Origin of the sequence: Bacillus mobilis (assembly GCF_001884045.1) — a bacterium.
GTDB lineage: Bacteria > Bacillota > Bacilli > Bacillales > Bacillaceae_G > Bacillus_A > Bacillus_A mobilis.
Genome location: NZ_MACF01000141.1, coordinates 42,068 through 68,955, shown reverse-complemented (window position 1 = coordinate 68,955; position 26,888 = coordinate 42,068). Strand labels below are relative to the sequence as shown.

The 26,888-nt window shown below is 36.3% G+C and carries 20 protein-coding genes, 1 tRNA gene, 4 pseudogenes and 2 riboswitches; of the genes and pseudogenes, 18 read left to right on the top strand and 7 right to left on the bottom strand.

What is annotated here, in order from left to right; translation table 11 throughout:
• The first annotated feature begins 1 nt into the window (after position 1).
• The 10 genes and pseudogenes from BAQ44_RS27580 (at position 2) to BAQ44_RS27535 (ending at position 11,488) form a co-directional block, all read left to right on the top strand.
• Positions 2-74, top strand: a tRNA-Ala gene (locus tag BAQ44_RS27580).
• A gap of 115 nt (positions 75-189) precedes the next feature.
• Positions 190-1,335, top strand: a complete 1,146-nt coding sequence (locus tag BAQ44_RS27575; RefSeq protein ID WP_063262604.1) for a glycerate kinase — start codon at positions 190-192, stop codon at positions 1,333-1,335.
• Positions 1,336-1,544: 209 nt separating this feature from the next.
• Positions 1,545-2,438 (top strand): arginase, encoded by an 894-nt coding sequence (rocF, locus tag BAQ44_RS27570; protein ID WP_063262605.1) that lies wholly within the window; start codon positions 1,545-1,547, stop codon positions 2,436-2,438.
• Between the two features lie 248 nt (positions 2,439-2,686).
• Positions 2,687-3,508: a diadenylate cyclase CdaA gene (cdaA, locus tag BAQ44_RS27565; RefSeq protein ID WP_048528662.1), complete on the top strand. Its 822-nt coding sequence runs from the start codon at positions 2,687-2,689 to the stop codon at positions 3,506-3,508.
• Entirely contained in the window at positions 3,501-4,982 is a 1,482-nt protein-coding gene (locus tag BAQ44_RS27560; protein ID WP_071724886.1) for a CdaR family protein, read from the top strand. The genes cdaA and BAQ44_RS27560 overlap by 8 nt, the downstream gene beginning before the upstream one ends.
• Positions 4,975-6,321: a phosphoglucosamine mutase gene (glmM, locus tag BAQ44_RS27555; RefSeq protein WP_000521484.1), complete on the top strand. Its 1,347-nt coding sequence runs from the start codon at positions 4,975-4,977 to the stop codon at positions 6,319-6,321. Before BAQ44_RS27560 ends, glmM begins: the two co-directional genes overlap by 8 nt.
• A gap of 286 nt (positions 6,322-6,607) precedes the next feature.
• Positions 6,608-6,794 (top strand): annotated as a pseudogene (locus BAQ44_RS31505) (hypothetical protein).
• Between the two features lie 12 nt (positions 6,795-6,806).
• Complete coding sequence (gene glmS / locus BAQ44_RS27545; protein ID WP_063262608.1) at positions 6,807-8,609, top strand: glutamine--fructose-6-phosphate transaminase (isomerizing); 1,803 nt, start codon at positions 6,807-6,809, stop codon at positions 8,607-8,609.
• Positions 8,610-8,859: 250 nt separating this feature from the next.
• A complete protein-coding gene (locus tag BAQ44_RS27540) occupies positions 8,860-10,824 on the top strand; it encodes a S9 family peptidase (protein ID WP_071724884.1) in 1,965 nt (654 codons plus the stop codon).
• 97 nt (positions 10,825-10,921) lie between these two features.
• Positions 10,922-11,488 (top strand): DUF4256 domain-containing protein, encoded by a 567-nt coding sequence (locus BAQ44_RS27535; protein ID WP_071724882.1) that lies wholly within the window; start codon positions 10,922-10,924, stop codon positions 11,486-11,488.
• Between the two features lie 72 nt (positions 11,489-11,560).
• On the opposite strand, the gene BAQ44_RS27530 is transcribed toward BAQ44_RS27535, so the two are convergent.
• Positions 11,561-12,067 carry a DoxX family membrane protein gene (locus tag BAQ44_RS27530; protein WP_071724880.1) on the bottom strand — a complete coding sequence of 169 codons (507 nt, stop codon included), beginning with the start codon at positions 12,065-12,067 and terminating at the stop codon, positions 11,561-11,563.
• A 202-nt stretch (positions 12,068-12,269) separates the two neighbouring features.
• Positions 12,270-13,571, bottom strand: a complete 1,302-nt coding sequence (locus BAQ44_RS27525; protein WP_071724878.1) for a DUF5068 domain-containing protein — start codon at positions 13,569-13,571, stop codon at positions 12,270-12,272.
• 433 nt (positions 13,572-14,004) lie between these two features.
• Between BAQ44_RS27525 and BAQ44_RS27520 the strand changes: the two are divergent.
• A pseudogene (locus tag BAQ44_RS27520) lies at positions 14,005-14,777 on the top strand (SDR family oxidoreductase).
• Positions 14,778-14,814: 37 nt separating this feature from the next.
• Here the strand turns inward: BAQ44_RS27520 and BAQ44_RS27515 are convergent.
• The 4 genes from BAQ44_RS27515 to BAQ44_RS27500 all read right to left on the bottom strand — a co-directional run bounded on the left by BAQ44_RS27515 (position 14,815) and on the right by BAQ44_RS27500 (position 18,512).
• On the bottom strand, positions 14,815-15,483 hold the full coding sequence (locus BAQ44_RS27515) for a methionine ABC transporter permease (RefSeq protein WP_071724876.1): 669 nt from the start codon (positions 15,481-15,483) through the stop codon (positions 14,815-14,817).
• Complete coding sequence (locus tag BAQ44_RS27510; protein WP_071724873.1) at positions 15,458-16,498, bottom strand: methionine ABC transporter ATP-binding protein; 1,041 nt, start codon at positions 16,496-16,498, stop codon at positions 15,458-15,460. The genes BAQ44_RS27515 and BAQ44_RS27510 overlap by 26 nt, the downstream gene beginning before the upstream one ends.
• A gap of 12 nt (positions 16,499-16,510) precedes the next feature.
• On the bottom strand, positions 16,511-17,323 hold the full coding sequence (locus tag BAQ44_RS27505) for a MetQ/NlpA family ABC transporter substrate-binding protein (protein ID WP_063259859.1): 813 nt from the start codon (positions 17,321-17,323) through the stop codon (positions 16,511-16,513).
• A gap of 85 nt (positions 17,324-17,408) precedes the next feature.
• Positions 17,409-17,523: riboswitch (SAM riboswitch) on the bottom strand.
• Between the two features lie 80 nt (positions 17,524-17,603).
• Positions 17,604-18,512, bottom strand: a complete 909-nt coding sequence (locus BAQ44_RS27500; RefSeq protein WP_071724871.1) for an NAD(P)-dependent alcohol dehydrogenase — start codon at positions 18,510-18,512, stop codon at positions 17,604-17,606.
• A 145-nt stretch (positions 18,513-18,657) separates the two neighbouring features.
• On the opposite strand from BAQ44_RS27500, the gene BAQ44_RS27495 reads away from it, so the two are divergent.
• The 6 genes and pseudogenes from BAQ44_RS27495 (at position 18,658) to BAQ44_RS27470 (ending at position 25,433) form a co-directional block, all read left to right on the top strand.
• Positions 18,658-19,422, top strand: coding sequence for a DUF6612 family protein (locus BAQ44_RS27495; protein ID WP_071724869.1), 765 nt, complete (start codon positions 18,658-18,660; stop codon positions 19,420-19,422).
• A 117-nt stretch (positions 19,423-19,539) separates the two neighbouring features.
• Positions 19,540-20,975 (top strand): annotated as a pseudogene (locus tag BAQ44_RS27490) (FAD-binding protein).
• Positions 20,972-21,505 carry an MFS transporter gene (locus BAQ44_RS27485; RefSeq protein WP_061677904.1) on the top strand — a complete coding sequence of 178 codons (534 nt, stop codon included), beginning with the start codon at positions 20,972-20,974 and terminating at the stop codon, positions 21,503-21,505. Before BAQ44_RS27490 ends, BAQ44_RS27485 begins: the two are co-directional and overlap by 4 nt.
• 78 nt (positions 21,506-21,583) lie before the next feature.
• Positions 21,584-23,302: a DUF3981 domain-containing protein gene (locus tag BAQ44_RS27480; protein ID WP_071724892.1), complete on the top strand. Its 1,719-nt coding sequence runs from the start codon at positions 21,584-21,586 to the stop codon at positions 23,300-23,302.
• A 127-nt stretch (positions 23,303-23,429) separates the two neighbouring features.
• Positions 23,430-24,680, top strand: coding sequence for a multidrug effflux MFS transporter (locus BAQ44_RS27475; RefSeq protein ID WP_084669660.1), 1,251 nt, complete (start codon positions 23,430-23,432; stop codon positions 24,678-24,680).
• A gap of 249 nt (positions 24,681-24,929) precedes the next feature.
• Entirely contained in the window at positions 24,930-25,433 is a 504-nt protein-coding gene (locus BAQ44_RS27470; RefSeq protein WP_061677906.1) for a hypothetical protein, read from the top strand.
• Between the two features lie 16 nt (positions 25,434-25,449).
• Here the strand turns inward: BAQ44_RS27470 and BAQ44_RS31885 are convergent.
• Positions 25,450-25,622 (bottom strand): annotated as a pseudogene (locus BAQ44_RS31885) (DUF3951 domain-containing protein).
• Between the two features lie 103 nt (positions 25,623-25,725).
• Positions 25,726-25,831: riboswitch (SAM riboswitch) on the top strand.
• Positions 25,832-25,965: 134 nt separating this feature from the next.
• On the opposite strand from BAQ44_RS31885, the gene BAQ44_RS27465 reads away from it, so the two are divergent.
• Positions 25,966-26,883 carry an ABC transporter permease gene (locus tag BAQ44_RS27465; RefSeq protein WP_071724864.1) on the top strand — a complete coding sequence of 306 codons (918 nt, stop codon included), beginning with the start codon at positions 25,966-25,968 and terminating at the stop codon, positions 26,881-26,883.
• Positions 26,884-26,888: the final 5 nt, after the last annotated feature.

Genomic DNA, 26,888 nt, shown 5'->3' with positions numbered 1-26,888 from the left:
TGGGGCCTTAGCTCAGCTGGGAGAGCGCCTGCCTTGCACGCAGGAGGTCAGCGGTTCGATCCCGCTAGGCTCCATCTAATAGAGAAGCTTACATCATATGATGTAAGCTTCTTTTTGTGTTTAAAAAGACAACTTTCATATTTGTCATTTAAAATGGAGAAAATGCGAAAATAAAGGGTGGAGATAATTGTGAAAGTTGTTATTGCATCTGATTCATATAAAGAAAGCTTAAAAGCTATAGAAGTATGTGAAGCTATTGAAAGAGGTTTTGGAGCAATTTTTCCTAAAGCAGAGTACGTAAAAATACCAATTGGAGATGGAGGGGAAGGAACGGTTGATTCACTTGTAGATGCTACAGGGGGAAGGATTATATCACTTCATGTGACAGGGCCACTTAGAGAACGTGTACAAGCCTTTTACGGTATGTCTAAAGATAAAAAGACAGCGTTTATTGAAATGGCAGCAGCATCAGGATTACAACATGTTCCGGTTAAAAAGCGAAATCCACTTATTACAACGACTAAAGGAACTGGAGAGCTTATACTACACGCGCTAGACGAAGGAGCTGAGCACATTATTTTAGGACTTGGCGGAAGTGCTACAAATGATGGCGGAGCAGGTATGTTGTCAGCTTTAGGAGTCAGGTTTATAAATGGAAAAGGGGAAGTAATAGAGCCATCTGGAGGAACGTTACATTCGATTGTCACTATTGATTTTTCACGCTTGGATTCACGCTTAACGCATATAAAGATAGAAGCAGCGTGTGATGTAGATAATCCGTTAGTTGGAATAAGGGGAGCATCTTTCGTATTTGGGAGGCAAAAGGGTGCGAATGCAGAGATGATGAAAGAGTTGGATGAGAATTTAAAGCATTATGCGAATATCCTTAAACAATACTTATCTTGCGACGTATCTAAAATGCCTGGCGCAGGAGCTGCAGGAGGAATGGGAGCAGCTGTTATTGCAGTGTTAAAGGGAAGCTTGCGGAGAGGAATTGAAATTGTATTAGACTATACAAATTTTGATAAGCATATAGAAGGTGCAGATTTAATTATAACTGGTGAAGGGAGAATAGATGAACAAACAGCATATGGAAAGGCCCCTGTAGGTGTTGCGGAGCGTGCAAAGCATTTTCATATTCCTGTCATTGCTATTGGAGGATCTGTATCTCCGAATTATCCAGCTGTTCACGAAAAAGGAATCGATGCAGTATTTAGTATTACAGCGAGTCCGATGACATTAGAAGAGGCATATAAAGTAGCGGAAGAGAATATCGAAATGACAGCAAAGAATATTGCCGCAGTATGGAAAATAGCATCAGAAAAACACTTCTAAATGTAGGAGTGTTTTTTATTATTATCTAATAATAATGATGGTAGTTGTTTCATTAGGTTAACTTTATACATAGAATAGTCTTAACATTTGGATTTTAAAGCGGATATAAGTGAATAATTTGTATATCCATACAGAAAAATGTCGAGTTGAGTCAGACTATATAAAAGATTTAAAATATTTAGTGAAGGCACAAAAGGGGGATACTATCTATGAAAAAAGAAATTTCGGTTATTGGAGTTCCAATGGATTTAGGACAGATGCGTCGCGGAGTTGATATGGGGCCGAGCGCAATCCGTTATGCAGGCGTAATTGAAAGAATTGAAGAAATTGGATATGACGTTAAAGATATAGGAGATATATGTATAGAGAGAGAAAAAGAAGTAGATGTAAATACAAGCTTAAGAAACCTTACACAAGTTGCAACTGTTTGTAACGAATTAGCAAGTAAGGTGGATCATATTATAGAAGAAGGACGTTTTCCACTTGTATTAGGTGGCGATCATAGTATCGCTATTGGTACATTAGCTGGTGTTGCGAAACATTATAAAAACTTAGGTGTTATTTGGTATGATGCACATGGTGATTTAAATACAGAAGAAACTTCACCATCTGGAAATATTCATGGTATGTCACTTGCAGCAAGTTTAGGGTATGGGCATCAAACGCTTGTAGATTTATACGGGGCATATCCAAAGGTGAAAAAAGAGAACGTTGTAATTATTGGTGCACGTGCATTAGATGAAGGAGAAAAAGACTTTATTCGCAATGAAGGTATTAAAGTATTCTCAATGCACGAGATTGATCGTATGGGTATGACAGCTGTTATGGAAGAAACTATCGCGTATTTATCTCATACTGATGGTGTGCATTTATCATTAGATTTAGATGGCCTTGACCCACATGATGCACCAGGAGTTGGAACGCCTGTAATTGGTGGCCTATCTTATCGTGAAAGCCATTTAGCAATGGAAATGTTAGCGGAAGCTGATATTGTTACATCAGCTGAGTTTGTTGAAGTAAATACTATTTTAGATGAGCGAAATAGAACGGCAACAACAGCAGTTGCTTTAATGGGTTCTTTATTCGGTGAAAAACTAAAGTAAATGTAAGAAAAGCAACTGAGAAGTTGCTTTTTTTATTTGAAAATAAGCGTATAATAATGATTTATATTATACTGTACGATAATAATGTTTGACATCTTACCAATTTAGACTAAAGGGGGTTGTTTGTAATTGTTGTTTGTTTCATGTATGGTATAATTAACTAGTTGTTGGAAATACATACAGATAGAGCATAAAACAATATTTCAATATATGGATAGAATTGCTCGTAAGTAGGAGGAAGGGTTAGCATGCCTTTTGAAGATACGACCATTTTGAAATATCTTAGTACGGTATTAGATATTGCCGTTGTATGGTTTATTATATATAAGCTAATTCTCATAATCCGAGGAACGAAAGCTGTTCAACTTTTAAAAGGGATTACAGTTATTATTGTCGTTCGGATGATCAGTATTTTCCTTGAATTGCATACGCTTTATTGGCTGACTGAGCAAGTATTAACGTGGGGATTTTTAGCCGTTATTATTATTTTTCAGCCAGAATTGCGAAGGGCACTTGAGCAGCTAGGACGCGGGAGTTTGTTTTCGCGTGTTGGAACTCATGAGGATGATGAACCTGAAATCGTTGCAACAGCGATAGCGAAAGCAACGGAATATATGGGAAAACGTAGAATTGGTGCATTAATTACTTTGTCTAAAGAGACCGGTATGGGTGATTATGTGGAAACAGGTATTCCGCTAAATGCAAATGTATCATCGGAATTACTCATTAATATTTTCATTCCTAATACACCTCTTCATGATGGAGCAGTTATTATGCAAGGAAGTACCATTAAAGCAGCAGCTTGTTATCTTCCGTTATCGGAAAGTCCTTTTATCTCTAAGGAGTTAGGAACTAGACATCGTGCTGCAATGGGAGTTAGTGAAGTTACTGATAGTATTACAGTAGTTGTGTCGGAAGAAACAGGTCAAATTTCTTTAACGAAAAATGGTAAGTTGCATCGTGATTTGAAGACAGAACAACTGAAAGATATGTTGTTAGCTGAATTTAGTGCAAGCGAAAAAACGACTTCTTCGTCTTTATGGAATTGGAGGAGAAAGCGTCATGGATAAGTTAATGGAGAATCATTGGTTCTTAAAGGGGATCTCATTACTATTGGCGTGTATGCTTTTTATGTCAGCGACTTTAACTGAAAAAAATACGACATCGGGGATACTACCTTTTGCAAATGATGCGAAAGAAACATTAACTAATTATGCTATTACCCTTAAGTATGATGAAGATAAATATATTGTAAGTGGTATTCCGGCAGAGGGCGTTAAGGTAAAGTTAGAGGGCCCAAAAGCAGCAGTTGCTACAGCAAAAGCGAAAAAACAATTTGATATACCAGTTGATTTGAGAGATAGCGAAAAAGGAACTTATGAAGTTTCTTTAAAAACGAACGGCCTTCCAGATGATGTGAAAGGAACAGTTCAGCCATCAACAATTAAAATTACGCTACATGAAAAAGCGAGAAAATATGTTCATGTAGACTTAAAGTTATCAAATGAGGATCAAATGCCAGCAGGTTCTACTCTCGAAAAATCAAACATTAAACCTGATACTGTCGAGGTAGTTGGAACGAAAGAAGAAATTGAAAGTATTTCATCTGCTAAGGCTTATATTGATTTAAAAGGTGTTAATAAAACTGTTACAAAAACAGCCGAAGTTACATTATACAATAAAGAAGGAAAACGTTTAAACGTAAGAACGAGTCCATCTAAAATTAGTGTAACATTGAATGTGGCGACGCAAGCTACGGCCAATAATACTGAAAAAACTGTTCCTGTAACGTATACGAAAAAGGGGAGTTTACCAGAAGGATTGGCTGTTACAAATATTAGCGTTGAGCCGAGCGAAGTAACGATAGCAGGTCCAAAAGATATATTGGATAATATACAATCGATAGAGGGGGTCGAAGTAGATCTTAGTCAATTGACAGAGTCTACAACATTCGATACCTCTGTTTTATTGCCAAAGGGTGTAACAAGTGCAAAACCGAATCAAGTGAAGGTTTCAGTAGGTGTGCAAAAGGCAAAACAAACGAAAACAAGGACAATTGATGGTATATCAATTCAAAAAAATGGACTTTCTAAAGATGTTACGGCCCAGCTACTTTCGCCGCAAGATGGGAAGATAAGCGTTGATATTTCAGGAGAAACAAGTATAGTAGATAAAATAACAGCTGCTCAAATAACAGCAGCCATTAATTTGCAAAATGTATCTCCGGGAACGAAGGATGTTTCTATTCAAGTAAGCGGTCCTGGTAATATTTCAATAGAGCCAAAGCAAAAAAGTGCTAAAGTCACAATTGTGAAGAAAGAAAATCCAGATAAAGAAGTACAGGGTAACGGTGAAAAACCAGATTCAAATAATAACCAAGATAATCAAACTGAAAAACCAAAAAATCCTGAACCTGAACAGAAGCCTAAGCCTGACACGGAACAGGAACCAAATAAGGATAAAGATAAAGATAAAGAAACTAGTCAAGAGCCAACAGTAGATAATCAAAAAGAGCCAGAAAAAGGAGCGAATCATAATGGGTAAATATTTTGGTACAGATGGAGTACGCGGGGTTGCGAACCAGGAGTTAACACCTGAATTAGCATTCAAAATTGGACGTTTTGGTGGTTATGTATTAACAAAAGATACTGATCGTCCAAAAGTAATTATCGGGCGTGATACACGTATATCAGGACATATGTTAGAAGGAGCTTTAGTAGCGGGTCTATTATCAACTGGAGCAGAAGTAATGCGCCTAGGTGTTATTTCTACACCAGGTGTTGCTTATTTAACAAAAGCATTAGATGCACAAGCGGGTGTTATGATTTCTGCATCTCATAATCCAGTACAGGATAATGGAATCAAATTCTTCGGTTCTGACGGTTTTAAATTAACAGATGAGCAAGAAGCAGAAATCGAAGCTTTATTAGACAAAGAAGTTGATGAGTTACCACGTCCAACAGGTACGAACCTTGGACAAGTGAGTGATTATTTTGAAGGCGGACAAAAATATTTACAATATATTAAACAAACTGTAGAGGAAGATTTCTCTGGTTTACATATCGCTTTAGATTGTGCGCATGGTGCTACGTCTTCTTTAGCTCCATACTTATTTGCAGATTTAGAGGCTGATATTTCAACGATGGGAACTTCACCAAACGGTATGAACATTAACGATGGAGTAGGTTCTACGCATCCAGAAGTATTAGCTAAATTAGTAAAAGACAAAGGCGCTGATATCGGTCTTGCTTTTGATGGTGATGGTGACCGTCTAATCGCTGTAGATGAAAAAGGAAACATCGTTGATGGCGATCAAATTATGTTTATTTGTGCGAAGTACATGAAAGAAACTGGCCAACTAAAGCACAATACAGTTGTTTCAACAGTTATGAGTAACTTAGGTTTCTACAAAGCACTTGAAGCTAACAATATCACAAGTGATAAAACAGCAGTTGGTGACCGTTACGTAATGGAAGAGATGAAGCGTGGTGGATATAACCTGGGTGGAGAACAATCAGGTCACATTATCTTACTTGATTACATTACAACTGGTGATGGAATGTTAAGTGCACTTCAACTTGTAAACATCATGAAAATGACGAAAAAACCATTATCTGAGCTTGCAGGAGAAATGACGAAGTTCCCGCAATTATTAGTAAACGTTCGTGTAACAGATAAAAAACTAGCATTAGAAAATGAAAAAATTAAAGACATTATTCGTGTTGTAGAGGAAGAAATGAACGGTGATGGCCGCATTCTTGTTCGTCCATCTGGAACAGAGCCACTTATTCGTGTAATGGCAGAAGCACCAACACAAGAAGTTTGTGACGCATATGTACATCGTATTGTAGAAGTTGTGAAAGCTGAAGTTGGCGCTGAATAATTCAATAAATTTATGAAAAAGGAGCACATTAAGTGCTCCTTTTTCATATGTTTTATAGACGATGAAAAAAATTTCATTGACGGTTTATCCATGTTTGTTATAAGATGGTCTTGTTCTTTTTCTCAAAGGAAATATTGTAAATTATAGAAGCGCCAGAACTACAAGTAGTGTAGTTGACGAGGTGGAGTTTATCGAGATTTCGGCGGATGACTCCCGGTTGTTCATCACAACCGCAAGCTTTTACTTAAATCATTAAGGTGACTTAGTGGACAAAGGTGAAAGTGTGATGAGAGAAAAGGAACGGATACAAACTAGCTGTATAAGTATATACGGACTTAAACCCAATCGAGAGGAAGGTGAAAGCCGTTACAAGCTTACAGGGCTAGCAATATGTAATCCGTTTTTTTAGTATAAATAAAAATGGTATCGGACTATGTCGTTACATGTTCGCAGAGCAATGTAAGCATTTGTAACGGCGACTAAACATGTGTGGAATCGTAGGATTTATTGGAGAACAAGATGCAAAGGAAATTTTATTAAAAGGTTTAGAAAAGCTAGAATATCGTGGATATGATTCAGCAGGTATTGCAGTACAAGCAGAGAACGGTGTTGTTGTATACAAAGAAAAAGGCCGTATTGCAAAACTTCGCGAAATCGTAGATGAGAACGTAGCAGCAAGCGTGGGAATCGGTCACACACGCTGGGCTACACATGGTGTTCCAAGCAAAGTAAACGCGCATCCGCATCAAAGTACATCAAAACGCTTTACACTAGTTCATAACGGTGTAATTGAAAACTATGAATTAGTGAAAAAAGAATATTTACAAGATGTAACGTTCGTAAGTGAAACTGATACAGAGATTATCGTACAGCTTATGGAACAACAAGTGAGCACAGGACTAAGTGTAGAAGAAGCGTTCCGTAATACGCTATCTCTTTTACATGGCTCTTATGCAATCGGATTACTTGATGCTGAAAATCCAAACATGATTTATGTTGCTAAAAACAAAAGCCCGCTATTAGTAGGTGTTGGTGACAACTTTAATGTTGTGGCGAGCGACGCTATGGCGATGTTACAAGTTACAGATCAATTTATTGAGTTAATGGATAAAGAAATCGTAATCGTAACAAAAGAAAGTATTACAATTAAAAACTTACAAGGTGAAACGATTGAACGTGCACCGTTTACAGCGGAATTAGACGCAAGTGATATTGAAAAAGGAACATATCCTCATTTCATGCTTAAAGAAATCGATGAGCAACCACTTGTAATCCGTAATATAATTCAAAAGTATCAAGATGAAAATGGCGAGATTGAATTAGATCAAGACATCCGCAATGCGATTTTAGATAGCGATCGTGTTTACATCATTGCATGTGGAACGAGTTATCATGCAGGTCTTGTTGGAAAACAATTTATCGAGAAGTTTGCAAAAATGCCAGTTGAAGTGCATGTAGCAAGTGAATTCTCTTATAACATGCCATTATTAACAGAAAGACCATTCTTCATTTACATTTCACAAAGTGGTGAAACAGCTGATAGCCGTGCAGTACTTGTACAAACAAATGAAATGGGTCATAAAGCATTAACGATTACAAACGTACCTGGTTCTACACTTTCTCGTGAAGCTGATTACACACTTCCGTTATACGCGGGACCAGAAATCGCAGTTGCATCAACGAAAGCTTACACAGCACAGCTTGCAGTACTTTCAATTTTAGCTGCGGACATTGCTAAAGCAAAAGGTGAAGTTCTTGATTTCGATTTAACACACGAATTAGGACTTGTAGCAAATGCAATGATAGAACTTTGTGATCAAAAAGAAGAAATGGACGCATTAGCAAAACAATTTTTAGCAACAACGCGTAACTGTTTCTTCATCGGACGTAGCGTAGACTTCTACGTAGGATTAGAAGGTGCGTTAAAGCTAAAAGAAATTTCTTACATCCAAGCAGAAGGATTTGCTGGAGGAGAATTAAAACACGGTACAATCGCCTTAATCGAAAACGGTACACCAGTTATCGCACTTGCTACACAAGAGCACGTAAACCTTGGAATTCGTGGTAACGTGAAAGAAGTAGTAGCACGTGGAGCTAACCCATGTATCATCTCAATGAAGGGCTTAGAAATGGAAGGTGACAGCTTCGTATTACCAGCTGTACACGAAGCACTAGCACCGCTAGTAGCAGTTATTCCATTCCAACTTATCTCATACTACGCAGCACTTCACCGCGAGTGTGACGTTGATAAGCCACGTAACTTAGCTAAGTCTGTTACTGTTGAGTAGGAGATTGGTAGGTTAATAAATATATGAATCGGTACCCCTTTAGATATGTTATCTAAAGGGGTATTTTTTATTGAAAAAGAAAATCTAAAATTGGTAGGTGGATAGAATCCTACCAATTAAAGTTTTGCTTTATCAGATCCACTTTTATTTATCTGAATTTTCCGCTATCATTTTAGTATGCGTGAACAATTTTCTTTATTATGAAGAGAAAAGACGATAGATACATGGACATTATAAGGGGGCTTATTATATGGAAGTGAAAGCAAAAACATATTTAAGTATAGAAGAGATTATTTCATTACCGGCGGTATCAAGTGCAAATATAAGTGATGATGGCAAAAACGTAGCATTTGTTAAGAAGACGGCTAACTGGAAAGGAAATACGTATAGAAATCATGTATGGATATATGAAAAGGATAAAGAGCAGAGTTACCCACTAACAGATGGGGATATAGATAGTACACATCCATTATGGTCTCCAGATTCTAAGATTATTGCATACCTTAGCCCAGGTGGTGATGGGGCTAATACAAATCAGATCTTTGTTAAGTCAATAGACGGTGGTAGTGAGGTTCAAATTACGGATGAGAAGGATGGAGTTAATACATTCAAATGGGAGCCTACTGGTAAAGGTTTTTATTATATTGCACAGTCAAAAGAATGTGAGGACATAAAGAAACGTAAGGAACTATATGGAGATTTCCACCATGTAGGTAAGGAACATCGAAATAATTGTTTATACTACATTAAGATAGAAAAGGTAATACAAAATGATAAAGAGGAACGCGAGATTAAAGGTGTTTATCAACTAACGGATGGTAAGGATTTTTATATACATAACTTTGATATTTCAAATGATGGGAAAAAGGTTGTATGTATGGCTACACCAAGCTTAAACGATTATATGAATGGTGATCTCTACATATTAGATGTTGAAGCTGGAGAACTACAAAAAATGAATATGGATAAGTTGTTAGGAGCGAGTGTCTGCTTGTCTCCCGAGGGCGATAAAATATGTTACGCAGCAAGTATAAGAGAGAAGGATTACTATAAAAATCATATACAGGATAGTACATTAGAGATATATGATAGGAATACGGGAGAGGTAATCCAACCTTTAACCGATTTTGATAGTACGGTTATGCCATTACAGTGGACGGCTAAAGGGATTTTAATTAGATGGCAGGATAAAACGAATTACCGTATTGGATTGCTGTGTGAGGATGGTACTGTGGAAATGTTAAGCGAAACAGTAGATGGTTTTATAATGGATGCCTCTATAACAAGGGATGGCAATCATATAACATATACTAAGGCTATAACAAATGAAACCTTTGAAATCTATTTGGATGATAAAAAAATAACGAATGAAAATAGCTTTTTCGAAGGCAAGCTTAAAAGTAATAGGGAAATCATCTCATGGAGAAGTAGTGATGGTCTTGAAATAGAAGGTGTTCTATCAACTCCAGTAGAGTTTGATACAAATAAAAAATATCCCTTATTAGTAGTAATCCATGGTGGTCCGAATTGGGCGTCCTTTCCGATATTTTCAGACTGCTTCAATGAGAAATATCCGATTGAACAGTTTGTTGAAAAAGGCTTTATCGTTTTAGAACCAAACTATAGAGGAAGTTCTGGTTATGGTAATGAATTTTTAAAAGCAAACTATAGAAAACAAGGATTTGCTGATTATGATGATATTATATCTGGAGTGGATGCACTAGTTGAAAAAGGGATAGTAGATAAAGATAGCGTAGGAGTTATGGGATGGAGTAACGGAGGATATATATCAGCTTTCTGTTCTACATATAGCAGTAGATTTAAAGCTATTTCAGTTGGGGGCGGAATTACGAACTGGGGTGCCCATTATGTAAATACAGATATCCCTTACTTTATTAGCATGTATTTAGGAAATACTCCATGGAATGATCCAGAGATATATAAGAAAACATCACCAATGACATATATTAAATCAGCATGTACGCCTACCTTAATTCAACATGGAGAAAAGGATGTAAGAATTCCAACTACAAATGCATATGAGCTACATGAAGGATTAAGAGATATGGAAGTGGATACAGAATTAATTATATTTACAGGCATGGCATATAGTCCTAATCAGCCAGGGATAGGCGTGGCTATTATGAAACAAAATTTGATATGGTTTTCACACTATATTCTTGGAGAAAGCATGAAAGGTTTTCGTACTATATAATGGATATATGTACAGGGGTTTTTCGTTGTAAACTGTATACAAACTATCATTGAAAAAATTTAAATGATTATAAGGAAACGTAATTCGGAGGATTAATATGACAGAGAATAAAAATGAGTTATCTGTAGAACAACGTGAAGAACTATTAAAAGCATTACAAGCTCGTTTTGAGAAAAACATGAACCGCCATGAAGGTCTTGAATGGGCTAAAGTTGAAGCGAAGCTGGCTACTAATATTGAAAAATTATGGTCAATTAACGAAATGGAAGTAACTGGCGGTGAGCCGGATGTTGTTGGTTATGATGAAGAGAAGGACGAGTATACTTTCTATGATTGTTCAAAGGAGAGTCCTAAAGGCCGCAGAAGTCTTTGTTATGATCTTGAAGCGTTAGAGGCAAGAAAAAAACATAAACCAGAAAATAACGTTATTGATGTGGCAGCTGCTATGGGCATTGAATTATTAACGGAAGAACAATATCGCGAGTTGCAACAACTTGGAGATTTCGATATGAAATCATCAAGCTGGGTACAAACGCCTTCAGATATTCGAGAACTCGGTGGTGCTCTATTTTGCGATTATCGCTTCGGACACGTTTTTGTGTACCACAATGGAGCAGATTCCTACTATGCTGCTAGAGGATTTCGCGGTTCGTTAAGAGTTTAAATTAGGAGTAAGTAAGAAAAGAGCCTATACTTAGGCTCTTTTTCTTATTGATATTTTAAAAGTAAACTGTCACTACGCAGTTTTACTTAATTTATATGTTTCATGGTTGTTTTTACGGAAAAGTTTAGGGAAAACATAGCCATCTAATCCAATACGTCCAGCGTTATGACCTGCAACTAAAATGAACATAGTTAAAATAAGCAGATTTGGGTTTACACTAACAGTTCCACTTAGTAAAAATGAAAGATTCATTATAATTCCAAAGAATGCAGCAGTTTTTGTTAATCCGCCTAAAATTAAACCTAGACCTACTAAAATTTCTCCCCATTGAACGAAAAAGCTAAATAGGTCTGCGTTTGGAAGAACAAAGTGTTGAAGGAAGTCTGCCCACCAACTTTGTACGGCAGGGTGGTCACCCGATGCTTGAGCGATAGCGCCCTTTAGAAAACCACTTGCATCAAAAGATTGTCCGAAAACTTTACCTACCCCAGCAGCGAGCCATGCATATCCTATGTAAAATCTTAAAAATAATAATATGAAAGCAGCACGTTTATCAGTTCTTAAAAAATTGATAACCATTGAAATCCCTCCAATATTTTATTTACATGTTTATTATATATCCATTGTGAAAAGATTCACAATGGATAAAGTGTGAACAAAAATTATGATTTTTCATTTGTACATAAAGTATTTGGAAATGTATTGTTTGGAGGGTGAACAATACATGAAAGGCATATAACAATCATATGTTATATGCCTTTTCTAATATATACTTAGTAATTTATTTAGGTAATGTAAATTTAGCTTTTTTACCTTGTGAAATATCTTTAGCTTCTTTATTTCTCATAGGTCCTAACTCAATCTCAAAGCTTTTATCTTTCCAAATCTTTTCATACTGCTCTTGATCTAAAATATATACTTGTAGTAATTCTCCAGATGTTCCTGTTTTGACTGAAGCATTATAGTCATAATTTAATAGCATACCTTCATTAATCGTATACTGTGTCCCATCATTCACTCTCAATGTAGAGCTTATAGGAGATAGTGAAACGTCTTGAGTATCTTTGTTATCAAGTTTGAATTTTACTGTTAATAGAACAAGACCGTTTTTGAAATTTGCAAAGCGTGGAGCTTCGACGGAATTTGGTGTGAATTGAGTAAATTGGTATCCGTCTAATGTAACATTAACAGCGCCTAATTCTTGGCTGTTATTAATACTTGATTTCTCTTTTAACATTTTTTTATCGCCCATGTTATTAGCTGTAGCTTTATCTTGGTAGAAAGTGTTATTTGTTGCAACCTTTTCAGCACCTTGTTTGTTTAAACTTAATGAAAAGCTTCCAGGGCTTCCGATTGGAGCATCAAATTTTCCTTTATTCGCTTGTGCAGTTGGGACTGTGACCGAAACTGTTGAGAGACTTGAAATTTTCGCTAAATCGTCTTTTCCGAATGGATAAGCGATATAACCAGAAATAGTTTCTCCTGCTTTTACTAAGTAATCATTCGTTGGAGCAAGCTTAGTTGGGAGCTGGTCTTCTTTTGGAATTAAGTCTTTATAGTTACTATATGTTTTTTGCGCACCAGTAAATGATATGTCTAGTGCTGGCATATAGTAAATATCTTTAGCTGAACTATTTTTTACGCTGTAGTTCACAAGAATAACTCCGCCCTCTGTTTGACGATTAAACGGAATGTCGAAATTTGTATGGAATCCATTTAATTCAACTAATGTATAACTGTTCATTGATACTGAAACATCCTCAGCTTTATGAACTTGTGGTTCCTTATTTTCAAAAAGGACTTTTGTTTTACCGCCTGTTTCTTTTTCCATATAGGAAATCAGCTTAGAGTAATCGCTTGAGCTAGTAGCTGTATTTTCAGGCTTTTTCTCTTCAGTTTTTTTATCTTCGGATTTTTTTTCTTCCGGTTTATTTTCTTTCGTTGTATCCGTTTTTTCTGTTTTGCTTTCTTTTGTTATATTTTCTTTTTGTTCTTTATTTGTCGTATCGCTTTGACCACAGCCAGTTATTACAAAAGCTGCTACGATTACTGTAGAAAATAAAGAAAGTAATTTTTTTGACATGTTTCTTCCCCCTATTTGTGTAAAACTAGACTCTCACATTAGCCCCACGTTTTATTATAAAAAATAAAGCCAGTATTTACCAGTGTTTTTCTGATTATTTTAATTATTTAGTTATTGTAATATATTAAAATTAATAGAAGATCGGCATGGAATATTGGGTTTTATTTTTTTATCGTTTGAAATATTACATCATATTGGTATGATAGAAATAGAGATATATGGAAAGGGGACAAGGACTCAATATGTGGATGAACTTGTAATGATTAGGAAACTAGATAGATAAATTTTTCTCTCATAAGTGAGGGGTTATTTAGCTATCTGTAAATCATTCAAGGACTGCATATTTGGCTTGTACATCCCTTTTGTAAGGATAATGTGTAGGGAAATTCATATCTCTTATATAAAGTATGCGTCCTTTAAATTGGAGGAGTATATGATGAATCAATTAAAAAATAAAATAGCAGTTGTTACAGGTGTAAGTCGTCTAGATGGTATAGGCGCAGCAATTTGTAAAGAATTAGCTGAAGCAGGATACGATATATTTTTTACGTATTGGACGGCGTACGATAAAGAGATGCCCTGGGGCGTTGATCAAAGTGAACAAATACAATTAAAAGAAGAGTTACTAAAAAGCGGTGTTAAAGTATCGAGTATGGAGTTAGATTTAACTCAGAATGATGCACCAAAAGAGCTTATAAATAAAGTTACTGAACAATTAGGGTACCCTCATATATTAATTAATAATGCAGCGTATTCTACGAATAATGATTTCTCTAATTTGACTGCTGAAGAATTAGATAAGCATTACATGGTAAATATTCGAGCGACTACGTTGTTAAGTAGTCAATTTGCCCGAGGGTTTGATAAGAAATCTGGTGGTAGAATTGTGAATATGACGTCGGGGCAATTTCAAGGGCCTATGGTTGGAGAACTGGCGTATGCAACAACGAAGGGAGCTATTGACGCTCTTACGAGTTCGTTGTCAGCTGAGGTAGCTCATCTAGGAATAACAGTGAATGCAATTAACCCAGGCCCAACTAGTACGGGATGAATGAAGAGATAAAGCAAGGGTTAAAGCCGATGTTTCCTTTTGGTAGAATTGGTGAGCCAAGGGATGTAGCAAGACTTATTAAGTTTTTAGTAAGTGAAGAAGCAGAATGGATTACTGGACAAGTTATTCATTCTGAAGGTGGATTTAAAAGGTAAAAAGAAGGTATCTCACCAGGGTGAGATACTTTCTTTTTTAATCTTTCTTCAATCTTCTTGCAACACCATTTCCTAAAGACTGTAGCCCTTGAACGAGGACAATTAAAATAAAGACTGTTGCATACATTACCTCAGGTTCGTAGCGTAAGTGTCCGAATCGATATGCTAAATCACCAAGTCCGCCAGCACCTACAAGTCCAGCCATTGCTGTTGCACCAATTAGGCCGATTGTTGCAATTGTTAGGCCAAGTACAAGGGAGGGACGAGCTTCTTTCACCATAACGTGCCAAATGATTTTTATAGTAGAAACGCCCATCGCTTGGTAAGCCTCAATAACACCACGATCGACTTCTAATAAAGCTGTCTCCATTAATCGTGCAATATAAGGAGCTGTGAATACGACAAGTGGCACGATAACACCTTGTACGCCAATGGACGTTCCCATTAGAAACTTTGTAAAAGGTAAAATGAAGAATAATAGAATGATAAATGGAAGAGAGCGAATGATATTAATAATTGTATTAAGAATTGGATAAATGATTTTATTTTCGTGCTGTCCACCAGGTCTCGTTAAAACAAGTGTAACACCGAGTGGTAATGCAATAAGGATAGAGATAAATAGTGAAATAGATGTCATTTGAAATGTTTGAATGGTTGCTTCCCATATGACTTTACCCCATTCATCCAAAAAGGACTTGTTTCCCATAATCTGTTCTACCTCCTTCTACGATGATCCCTTGCTCTTGTAAAAATGATAAAGCGCGATCTACTTCATTTTTCTCACCCTGCATATGAATGATCAGTTTCCCGTATGCTTCATGCTTTAATTGTGTAATATTACCGGATAAAATATTTGGATACACTTGAAAACGTTTTGTAGCAACAGCTAATGCTGGCTCTCCTGAAGCATTACCTATAAAGGAGAGAGTTACAATTTCACCGGTAGTTTGTAGTTCTTTTTGTACGTCTTCTGGAATCTTCGCTGCAAATGCACTATTTACGAATTTCTTCGTTGTTACATGTTGTGGGTTTGTGAAGATATCCTTCACGGTCCCGCTTTCAACTACTGCTCCATGTTCCATAACAGCAACTCGATCACATATACGCTGGATGACATTCATTTCATGTGTAATTAATAAAATTGTGATCCCGATTTCTTCATTAATCTTTAGTAATAGGTCAAGAATAGAATCCGTTGTTTCAGGGTCTAAAGCACTTGTTGCTTCGTCGCTTAATAATACTTCCGGTTCATGTGATAGTGCACGTGCAATGGCAACACGCTGCTTCTGGCCACCAGAAAGTTCACTCGGATAGGCATCTTTTCGATTAAAAAGATCGACAATACGTAAATACTTTTCTACCCTTTTTTCAATTTCATTTTTGGGAAGGCCAGATAGACGTAACGGTAATGCGATATTTTCATAAACTGTCACAGTTTTAAGTAAGTTGAATCCTTGAAAAATCATCCCGATTTTTTGTCTCGATTTTGCTAGTTCTTTTGCTGATAAAGTTGTTAAATCTTGGCCGTTTACAATGATATTTCCTGTCGTTGGTTTTTCTAATAAATTTACACATCGAATTAATGTACTTTTACCAGCGCCACTATACCCAATGATTCCAAATACTTCGCCCTTTTTTACTTGAAGGAAAGTAGACTTAAGTGCTTCTACATTCCCTTTTTTTGTTGTAAATACTTTGGATACATTTTTTAATTCAATCATTATCGTCAGCTCCTACCAAGACGGTAAAACAGAACCATCAAATTTTTTCTCGATAAATTCTTTTACTTCTTTAGATTGATAAGCTTTTTTTAATTTATTTACAACAGCATCATCTTTATTTTCAGTACGAACAACGACCCAGTTCACATATGGTGAATCTTTTCCTTCACGGAAGATAGAATCTTTCGAGGGGCTTAATTTTGCCCCTAATGCAAAGTTTGTATTAATTGCAGCTGCTTTCACTTCACTTAGTTGTGTTGGTAATTGAGATGCCTCTAATTCAACAATCTTTAAATTTTTTGGATTTTCAATGACATCTTTCGCAGTCGCTTTTTCTGTCGCCTTTGGATCTACTTTTAAAACTCCTGCTTTTTCAAATAGCTTTAAAGCTCGAAGTTCATTCGTTGGATCATTTGGGACAGCGATTGCGTCGCCCTCTTTTAAGTCTTTTACATCTTTTAAGCTTTTAGAATATACGCCCATAGGGAATGTTACTGTTGAAAATACTTCCGTTAATTTCATATTGCGCTCAGCTTTAAATACGTCTAAATATGATTTCGTTTGATAGCTATTTACATCGAGGCTTTTTTCATCTAAAGATACGTTTGGTGCTACATAATCATTAAATACTTTTACATCAATTTCGAGTCCGTCTTTCGCTGCTACTTCTTTTACCTTTTCAAAAATTTGTTCATGCGGTCCGCCAGTTACACCGACAGTAATCTTTTTCTCATCTAATGCTTTTACCTCTTTATCAGAATTAGCACCACATGCACCTAGCAATAATACCGCTCCACTTACAATGCTCAATAATACCTTTTTCATCTATAATTCCCCCTTCATATACGTTCCAAAATAAAAAGCACCTCTCAAAAATAAGAGAGGTGCCGAATAGACAAAATAGGTTCCTCTCTTATCTTCCAAAACGAAAACTCGTTTTGCAGGAATTAGCACCTTAGCTTATACGTCATAAGCTCGGTTGCCGGGCATCATCGGGCCAGTCCCTCCGCCACTCTTGATAAGAGTTTGTGTATGTAGTTTTTTAATATGGTATTAATAGTAAATCTTACAAAAAGAATTGTCAATGTTATTTTCTGAATATATTTTATTTTAAGGTAATCGAAACATTACCTTTCTTATGTCCCTGTTCCACATACATATGAGCTTCAGTAATTTCTTCTAATTGGTAGGTTCTATCAATAACAGGTTTTAAATGTTCTGTTTCAGTTAGTTCTTTTAGTAGAATCATATCCTCTTTACTTACCTTTGCCATCATTCCATTAACAGATACATATTTTCCATTGGGTGTTAATGTATTTATACAAAGAGATTTTTTATATTTTCCAACTGCATCAAATATAATATCGTAGCGCTCGCCCTGCTTAGTAAAATCTTCTTTCGTATAATCAATTACTGTATCAGCTCCTAAAGATTGAACGAGTTCAAAATTTGAATTACTGCAAACAGCCGTAACGGTCGCACCGAAATATTTAGCAAGTTGTACAGCAGCTGTTCCTACTGATCCTGAGGCACCATATATGAGCACTTGTTTCCCTTTTTTTATACGGCCCTTTCTCAGGAAATGCAATGCTGAAGTTCCACCAAAAGGAATAACTGCAGCTTCCTCATACGTCACATTGGTAGGTTTTAATGTTATTAATCCACTTTCATGTACGCATGTGTATTCGGCATAACCACCGAGGTTTAGTTCTGTTAATGCAAAAATTGGATCACCTTTTTTAAATTGGGTTACATCTGTTCCTATTTCTTCGATTTCACCGGATAATTCTACGCCGAGTATAGGTTTTCTCGGTTTTCTGAAACCTAATATGATCCGCATAGGGATCCAAAATAAGAGGGGACTATTAAAACCACGTATTCTACAATCTCCAGTTGATACACTTGTTGCATGAATTTTAACTAATACTTCGTTTTTTTTAGGCATAGGTTTTTCTATATTTTGAAGCTGAAGAACGTTAGGTGGTCCATACTGTGTGCAAATGATCGCCTTCATAATGACCTCCTGAAATGAATTGTTGTTATTTACATCATATTTAAAACTTTTATCAAACATGTCGCGATATAGCGAATATAGATTAAAAATTATATAGATTTCATAGGAAAAGAGGTGATATTATTTTTGAAAAGGGGGCAATATTATGAAAAAAATTATTTTTGTTTCAAGTTTAGTACTTGCAATCAGTCTAGGGGTAGGGTGTAGTAATGACAAAACAGCAAAGACGGATGAACCGAAGAAAGAATCAGTTCAAAAGGAAAAGGAATTAACAGCGAAGGATGTTTTTAAGAAAACGAACGAAGCTTTTAAAAATGAAGAACATGTAACGATGACATATGATGTAGGGGTAAAAGCTGAAGGAACAGAGATGGATATATTAAAGGCTAAGATGCAATTAGAGCCAAAGACAAAAAATTCTCGTTCTGAAATGAATATTTCTGGTACAGATGTTGTAGTGTATACTGTGGATGGTAAAGTTGCTGGTGAGGTGAAAAACCCTAATACAGGAGAAGTTATAACCGTACCAGAGGAGCAATTAAACGCTGGTGGAATGAAGGCAACTCAAGATATTGTAGATAAGTTGGAAGTACCGGAAGTAGTTTTAGATAAAATGAAGATGGAGAAAAGCGGAGATAAATATAAACTGAAATTTACATTAAAAGGGCAAGAAACAGAAAGTATGTTAACTAGCATGGATGAAACGCAGAAGAAAATGTTACAAGCACAAAATGCGAAGATAGAAGAAGTAGATGCAGAATATATTATTACAAAAGATTTTAAATATGAATCAGCAAAGATAGACATGATTATGAGTAGTAATGGCAAGGATAAAGCACATATTATTACGAATGCAAAATATACGTCGTACGAAAAGTTTGACCCAATACAATTGCCAGCAGCAAAATGATAGTTTTGATAAGAGAGAGACCTAGAATAAGGGCTCTCTCTTTTTTTATTCATACTTTCTTCTTAAGAAAATAGTTACAATATGAAGAGGAAGAATTATAGAAGAGGAGAGTGTCATTTGAAAAAAAGAAAGATAGCGGTGGTCATTGTAGCTTATACAGTGTTGCTTGCAACATCTGTAAATACATATAAAGAGCAACTAAATCATCCATTATGAGCGATGTAGGAAAGCTACTTCCAACGAAAATTAAACGTGTTGAAAATGCTGAAGATGAAGGTTCATTAAAACAGGTCGTGCAAGATGCAAATGTTTCTGGAGAGAAGATTTCTATTGCGGGTATGCAGCATAGCCAAGGCGGGCAGACGTATTATCCGAACGGTACGATGCTTGATATGAAAGGGTACAATGAAATATTAGAATTTAATCCGGCGGAGAAGAGGATTAGGGTGCAAAGTGGTGTCACATGGAATGACATTCAAAAGAGAATCAATCCATATGGTCTTGCGGTTCAAGTGATGCAATCTCAAAATATTTTTACTGTTGGTGGTTCATTAAGTGTAAATGTACATGGGCGTGATATTCGTCATGAAGCATTGATTGATACAGTAGAGTCGTTTAGGTTGTTAATGGCAGATGGTAAGGTGCGTAATGTAAGTAGAGAAGAAAATGCGGATCTGTTTCCGTATGTAATTGGGGGATATGGATTGTTTGGCGTGATTTTAGATGTGACGCTAAAGTTAACAGATGATGAATTGTATGAAGCGCATACGAAGGTACTAGATTATAAAGAGTACTCTTCATATTTTAAGAATAAGGTGCGAAGGGACGAGAATATACGCATGCATTTAGCACGTATTTCTGTTGCCCCACATTCATTTTTAAAAGAAATGTATGTGACAGATTATGTATTGGCAAAAGATCAGCAGAGGTTGAAAGAGTACAGTAAATTGAAAGAAGAAAATATTATAGCTGCGCCAAAATTTTTACTCGGTTTATCACGCTATAGTGATTGGGGAAAGGATACATTTTGGGATATACAAAGAAGTTATTTTGAACGTACAAATGGTAAGTACGAAACACGAAATAATGTAATGAGGTCGGATAGTGCCTTTATGGAATACGATAATCCAAACTTGACTGAGATTTTACAGGAGTATTTCGTACCGGTAGATAGTTTTGCAGCTTATATAGATGACTTACGAAGTGTTTTGGATGAAGAGGAATTAAACCTTCTTAACATTACCATCCGCTATGTAGAAAAGAATGAGAATGCGGTACTATCGTATGCGAAAGATGATATGTTTGCACTTGTGCTTTTAATTAATCAAGGGCGCTCAGAGGATGAAATAAAGAAAACAAAAGCGGTCATTCAGAAGATGATTGATGTTACTTTAAAGCATAATGGAAGTTATTATTTACCGTATTATTCTTATCCAGAAAAGGAGCAACTAAAGAAAGCATATCCTCGCATAGAAGAGTTCCTTCAGAAGAAGAAGGAAGTAGACCCAGAGGAACGGTTTGTGAATTTATTTTATAAGGAGTATAGCAAATGACATATAGAAGATTTGTAGCGTCACAAAGCATAATTATGATGGCGGGAAGTATGGTATTTCCTTTTTACATTCTATTGCTTCGGAATGTTGGGAATAGCTTCTCGCAGTTTGGCTGGGCGTATGGTTTATTCGCCTTAACTTCAGCACTTGTATATCCGGTAGTAGGAAAGGTGTCTGATCGAGTAGGTGATCGGAAATTATTAATTATATATGCTTGGTCCATGGCAATATTAATGCTTTGTTTCCCGATTGCCACGGAAGTCTGGCATGTGTACATTCTTCAAATTGTAATGGGGGTTTTAGGTGCTGTCCAGCGTAATACGGAGAAGACATCGTTAGCGCGAAAGGTTGTGCAAGAAAATGCTGGTTATGAGATTGGAAAATATCATGTGTGGACATCGATTGGAGGAGCAGTAGCAATTATTGCAACGGGATATTTAGTAGATTTCTTTACGATTGGGACGATTTTTTATATTGCATCTATCTTATATGTAGTGAGCGGCGTTGTATTAAGTAGTAAAAAAATATAATCATCCCCATTTTTACCTGAATACCCTTTATTTGTTATACTAAAAGGGAAGACAAAAGAAAAGGGGACATTGCCTTTGATGAAATTTTTAATTTTAGCTATTCTCACTTTGTTTTTGATTCCATGGACAAGAAGCGGTAGTAAACTTCGAGCGGTGGATAAGAAAGGGGATGAGAAGGTTGTAAAGGGTAAGAAATCATCCATTTTAGTTATTCCTGTTTTATTTTGGATCGGTATTGCAATCTATGAATATCTTTGGCTAATTGATGATCGAGCAGATTCGATTCTTACTCATTATTCTGTTGCAGTAGCAATTTTAATTGGGCTTGTTTTATTTTCACAAGATCAAATAGGGAAATTAGAAGGTACGTTAAAAGGACTTCTAATGTTTGTTTTACTCGCAAGTTACGGCTATTTTGGTTATTTGCACGATATAGTAATCACGCAAAAAAAATATGATTCTGTTGTAAAGGTAGAGAAAGATATTTCAGAGCCATTTACTGAAAATGATCAGCCGTTTACAGTGCCGCCAAAGACAGCGGAGAATAAAATGAAAAAAGTATTTGGGGACATTCCGAAAGTAGCTTATTTTGAGCTAGGGGAATTAACGCCACAAATGGTAAATGGTGAGGCTTTATATGTAGCACCGATTGAAGTTTCAGGCTTTTTTAAAGCACGTAAAGCTGAGACAATTCCAGGGTACGTAACGATGTCAGGTACGAATCCTGATGCGGAAGCGAAACTGCATCTTGGTTATAAAATGAAATATGTGCCGAGCATGTTTTTTGGTAATAAATTAGAACGCGTCGTTCGAAAAGCAGAACCGGATTTGATTTTTAAAGGGAAACCTAAATTCGAAGTGGATGATAAAGGGAAACCGTATTATACAATGACGTATGGTGAATTTATCTCAGGAAGATCTGGCTTTGAGGTAGAGGGCGTTGTAGTAGTAGATGCACAAACAGGTGAAGTGAAAAGATACGATAAAGGAAAGGCACCTAAATTTGTTGATGGTGTATTAAATCATGAGACCGCATCTACATTAAATACGTATTTCGGTAAATATATTCACGGATTTTGGAATACAAAATTCTCGCAAACGGATATGAAGATTCCGACTGAGTGGGGAACGAAAGAAGGAGTTACACCAATTTTCGGTAAGGATGGAACGTTATATTACTTTACTGATTTCACCTCTCCGAAAGAGGGAGTAGATTCTGCACTAGGTTATTCGCTTATCGATGCGCGTACCGGTAAGTTGTATTACTATAACGGAAAAGAAGTGAAGGGAATTATGGATGGTTCAGCTGCTTCGGAAGTAGTGGATAATTCCTTTAAGAGAGAGAAATGGCATGGAACGATGCCGGTTATTTATAACGTGTATGGTAAACCTTCTTGGATTGTACCTGTTATTGATGACGGGGGATTAGTACGTGCTCATACAGTTATCTATGCTTCTAATGCAAAAATATTTGCAACAGGTTCGACGCAAAAAGAAGCGCTTGAGAATTATAAAAATGCGCTGAGTGGCAGTGGAGATTCATTTAGACCAACTTCAAGTGGTAAAGAGGCACAAAAAGAAGGCGTTGTACAACGTGTATATAAAGAAAAATCAGGTGAAAATACTATTGTGTACGTACTGTTAGAAAATGAACAAAAAGTATTTATGATACCTGTGAAGAAATTCCCATATGCTATGTTTACAGAAGTGGGAGATCCAATTCAAATCACATATTTAGATACAGGAGAGGCGATGTCTTCCGTATCTAAATTTGCCAATAGTAATTTGAAAAAGTAAAGCGATAGAAATTCTATCGCTTTTTTTTACAGCATGAAACAGGAAAATGCACTATACTTGACGTATGTTTATGTTGTAACTATAATTGTTACGATTCAGTAGTTATAGGAAAGGGTGAACGGAAAAAGTGAATGGAGTTAATCAAGAAATATATAAACCTTTAAAGACAAATAGGTTATGGATGATTCTTGTACTAGGGACACTTACGGCGATTGGGCCATTATCTATTGATATGTATTTGCCTTCTTTACCGAAATTAACGGATGATTTACAAACAGGTGCATCCCTTGCGCAGCTTACATTGACAGCTTGTTTACTTGGGCTTTCAGTTGGGCAATTATTTGTCGGTTCAATTAGTGATATTTACGGAAGGCGCAAACCTCTTATTATTGCTCTTATTATTTATGTTGCTTCTTCTTTACTTTGTGCTATTGCGCCATCTATTTGGAGTTTAGTGTTATTACGCTTCTTACAAGGAGCTTCAGGATCGGCTGGAATTGTTATATCACGTGCAATGGTACGTGACATGTATTCAGGTTCTGAAATGACGAAGTTTTTCTCACTGCTCATGTTAGTAAACGGAGCAGCGCCTATTTTGGCACCGATTATTGGAGGACAATTGCTACAGTTTACAACATGGCGCGGTGTCTTCATCGTTCTTGGAGCAATTAGTGTATTCATGTTAATATCAGCTACTTTCGTATTACGTGAAACATTACCTCCTGAAGAAAGAGAAACAGGTGGTTTGTCAGGGACATTGGCGACGTACGGAAAACTGTTAAAGGATCGTTTGTTTATGGGATATGCATTGTCACAAGGACTAGTAACAGCGGCAATGTTTGCTTACATTTCAGGCTCACCATTTGTATTGCAGAACATATACGGAGCATCACCACAGCAATTTAGCTTATTCTTTGCAATCAACGGTATCGGTATTATTATTGCTAGTCAGGTTACGGGCCGTTTAGCAGGGAAAGTGAATGAGAAAACATTATTCGTTTCCGGTATTATTCTGGCAGCTGTTGGTGGTCTATCGTTACTATTTACAATCGTATTAGGAATAGGACTAATCGGTGTTTTATGCTCGTTATTCCTTGTCGTATCAAGTGTCGGGGTTGTATCAACGACGGGGTTCTCATTAGCGATGAGAAATCAGAAACAAGCCGCAGGAACAGCGTCGGCTTTATTAGGATTATTACAGTTCATTTCAGGAGCACTTGTTGCACCGTTAGTAGGTATTGGCGGAAGCAATACCGCATTACCGATGGGTGTTGTAATAGCTCTTTGTGAAATTGGTGCTGTGCTATGTTATCTATTTATGGCCAGAAGAAGTGAGAAGCAGTTTGAACTGCAACAAAGACAAAATTTAGAGGCTTAATTTATAAAAAGAGCTGATTCAAACGTGTGTTGAATCAGCTCTTTTTTCATTTCTTTGAAATAACTTATACAGTATTGTAAGGTGATGCAAAATTTATTTGCATAAAGTGACGATACTGTGACAAAAATGTTGGTGTGTATATTAAGATATCGTCTTAAGTGTAAAAAGTAGGGTGTTCTCGGTATAATAACAAGTGGAGATAAAAGAAACTATAATGAGTAATAGCTGTAGATAAAAGGAGAAGAAGAGATGAAGAAGGTTTTGGGTATTGCTGTAATGGGAAGTATGCTCCTTCTAGCAGGGTGTAATGGAAATAAAGATACGAAAGAACCGAAAGAAAAGGTAGAGCAATCTACTGAACAAACAGAAGAGATAAAAGAATACCTTGCAGTACATGAAAAATACGATATAAAAATAAATAAAGAAATTAATAAAGCACTGCAGTTATTTGAAGTAGCAAAAGAAAAGGGCGGTAAGGAAATAACGAATGCTACATATAAAGAGGATGTGCAAAAGGTAACAACGAGCATGTTAGAAGATATCGATAATATACGTAAAGAAATTCGTGTTCCAAAGTCGAAAGAGCAAGAACATGAGGTATACGCTGGTTTCTTGAATGAATCGGAACAAGCGATGAAAAAATTACAGAAGCTAGCTAAAGAAGAAGACTCATCATTGATTCGTGATATAGAAATTAATTTTGCAACAGCATCGACATACTATAAACGTTTTCAAGCAGAAACGAAAAAATAACCTTGCACATGCAAGGTTATTTTTTCTTCTTACCGCCTCCGTCTTCATCCTCGGATACTAATACTTGCTTCTCTTCATGAAATATAGAAATGGTTTGCCAGGTAATAGTATCGAATGGATTATAAAAAGTTTGTAGAAGCCGAGGATGACAAGTAGAACGATTGTTGATGGTAATTCCGATAAAAGAATTAAAAACTGATTTTTCTAAATATATACAATTTGATTGACTTTTCATTTTTTCAGAATTATAATTCGAAATATACAATTTGAACCAAATAATAATATAGCAATTTACTTATCCAGAGAGGTAGAGGGACTGGCCCTATGACACCTCAGCAGCGGGTTCTGTAACAGGAACACCGTGCTAATTCCAGCAAGCAAGTCTTGAAAGATAAGTGATGGGCCTTCGTTTATTAAGCCTTGATCTTATTTTTTAAGATCAAGGCTTTTTGTATTTTAAGAAGCGGAAAAGTAAGGAGAATAAATATGTCAATAAAACAAAGTAAATTCATTTGTTTAGGGGGTTATTGAAGTGTATGTTATTAAAAAACTATCGGTTATGGTGTTTACACTATGGATTATTACGACAGTAACATTTTTGATTATGCACATTATTCCGGGGGATCCATTTTCATCGGATGCAAAGATCTTTCCGGCAGAAGTTGTGCAGAATATGAGAGCGAAGTATCACCTTGATGAACCGTTATGGAATCAATATGTTGCTTATTTAGACGGTGTAGTTCATTTTGATTTTGGTGAATCGGTTCAATCGACGGGGCAAGGCGTATCAGAAATTATAACGACAGGGTTTGGCCCGTCAGCGATTATTGGTTTACAAGCACTTGTTATTTCATTATTAGTCGGAATTGCAGCAGGTACATTTGCAGCTCTATATCATGGAAAAGTAATTGATTATAGTGTGAGCTTGTTGGCGATTCTTGGTATTTCTATTCCAAGTTTTATTCTAGCACCACTATTTATACAAGTATTTGCTATACAGTTTGAATTGTTACCTGTTGCATCTTGGGGCACATTTGAACATACGGTATTGCCATCCTTCGCATTAGCATTAGGGCCAATCGCGGTTATTACAAGGTTTGTTCGCTCTAATATGATTGAAGTATTGCAGAGTGATTATATTAAATTAGCAAGAGCGAAAGGTATACCAATTAAGAAGATTATTATAAGGCATGCCCTTCGAAATGCAATTGTTCCAGTGCTTACATTTGTTGGGCCATTAATGGCTGGGCTTTTAACAGGGACGTTCATCATTGAAAAGATTTTTGCAATTCCTGGTCTCGGAAAATATTTTGTAGATAGTATTTTTAACCGGGATTATCCGGTCATTATGGGAACAACAATTTTCTATAGTGCATTATTAATTTCTTGTATTTTCATTACAGATATTATTCATCGTATTGTTGATCCGCGTATTCGTTCTATTACGTAAGGAGG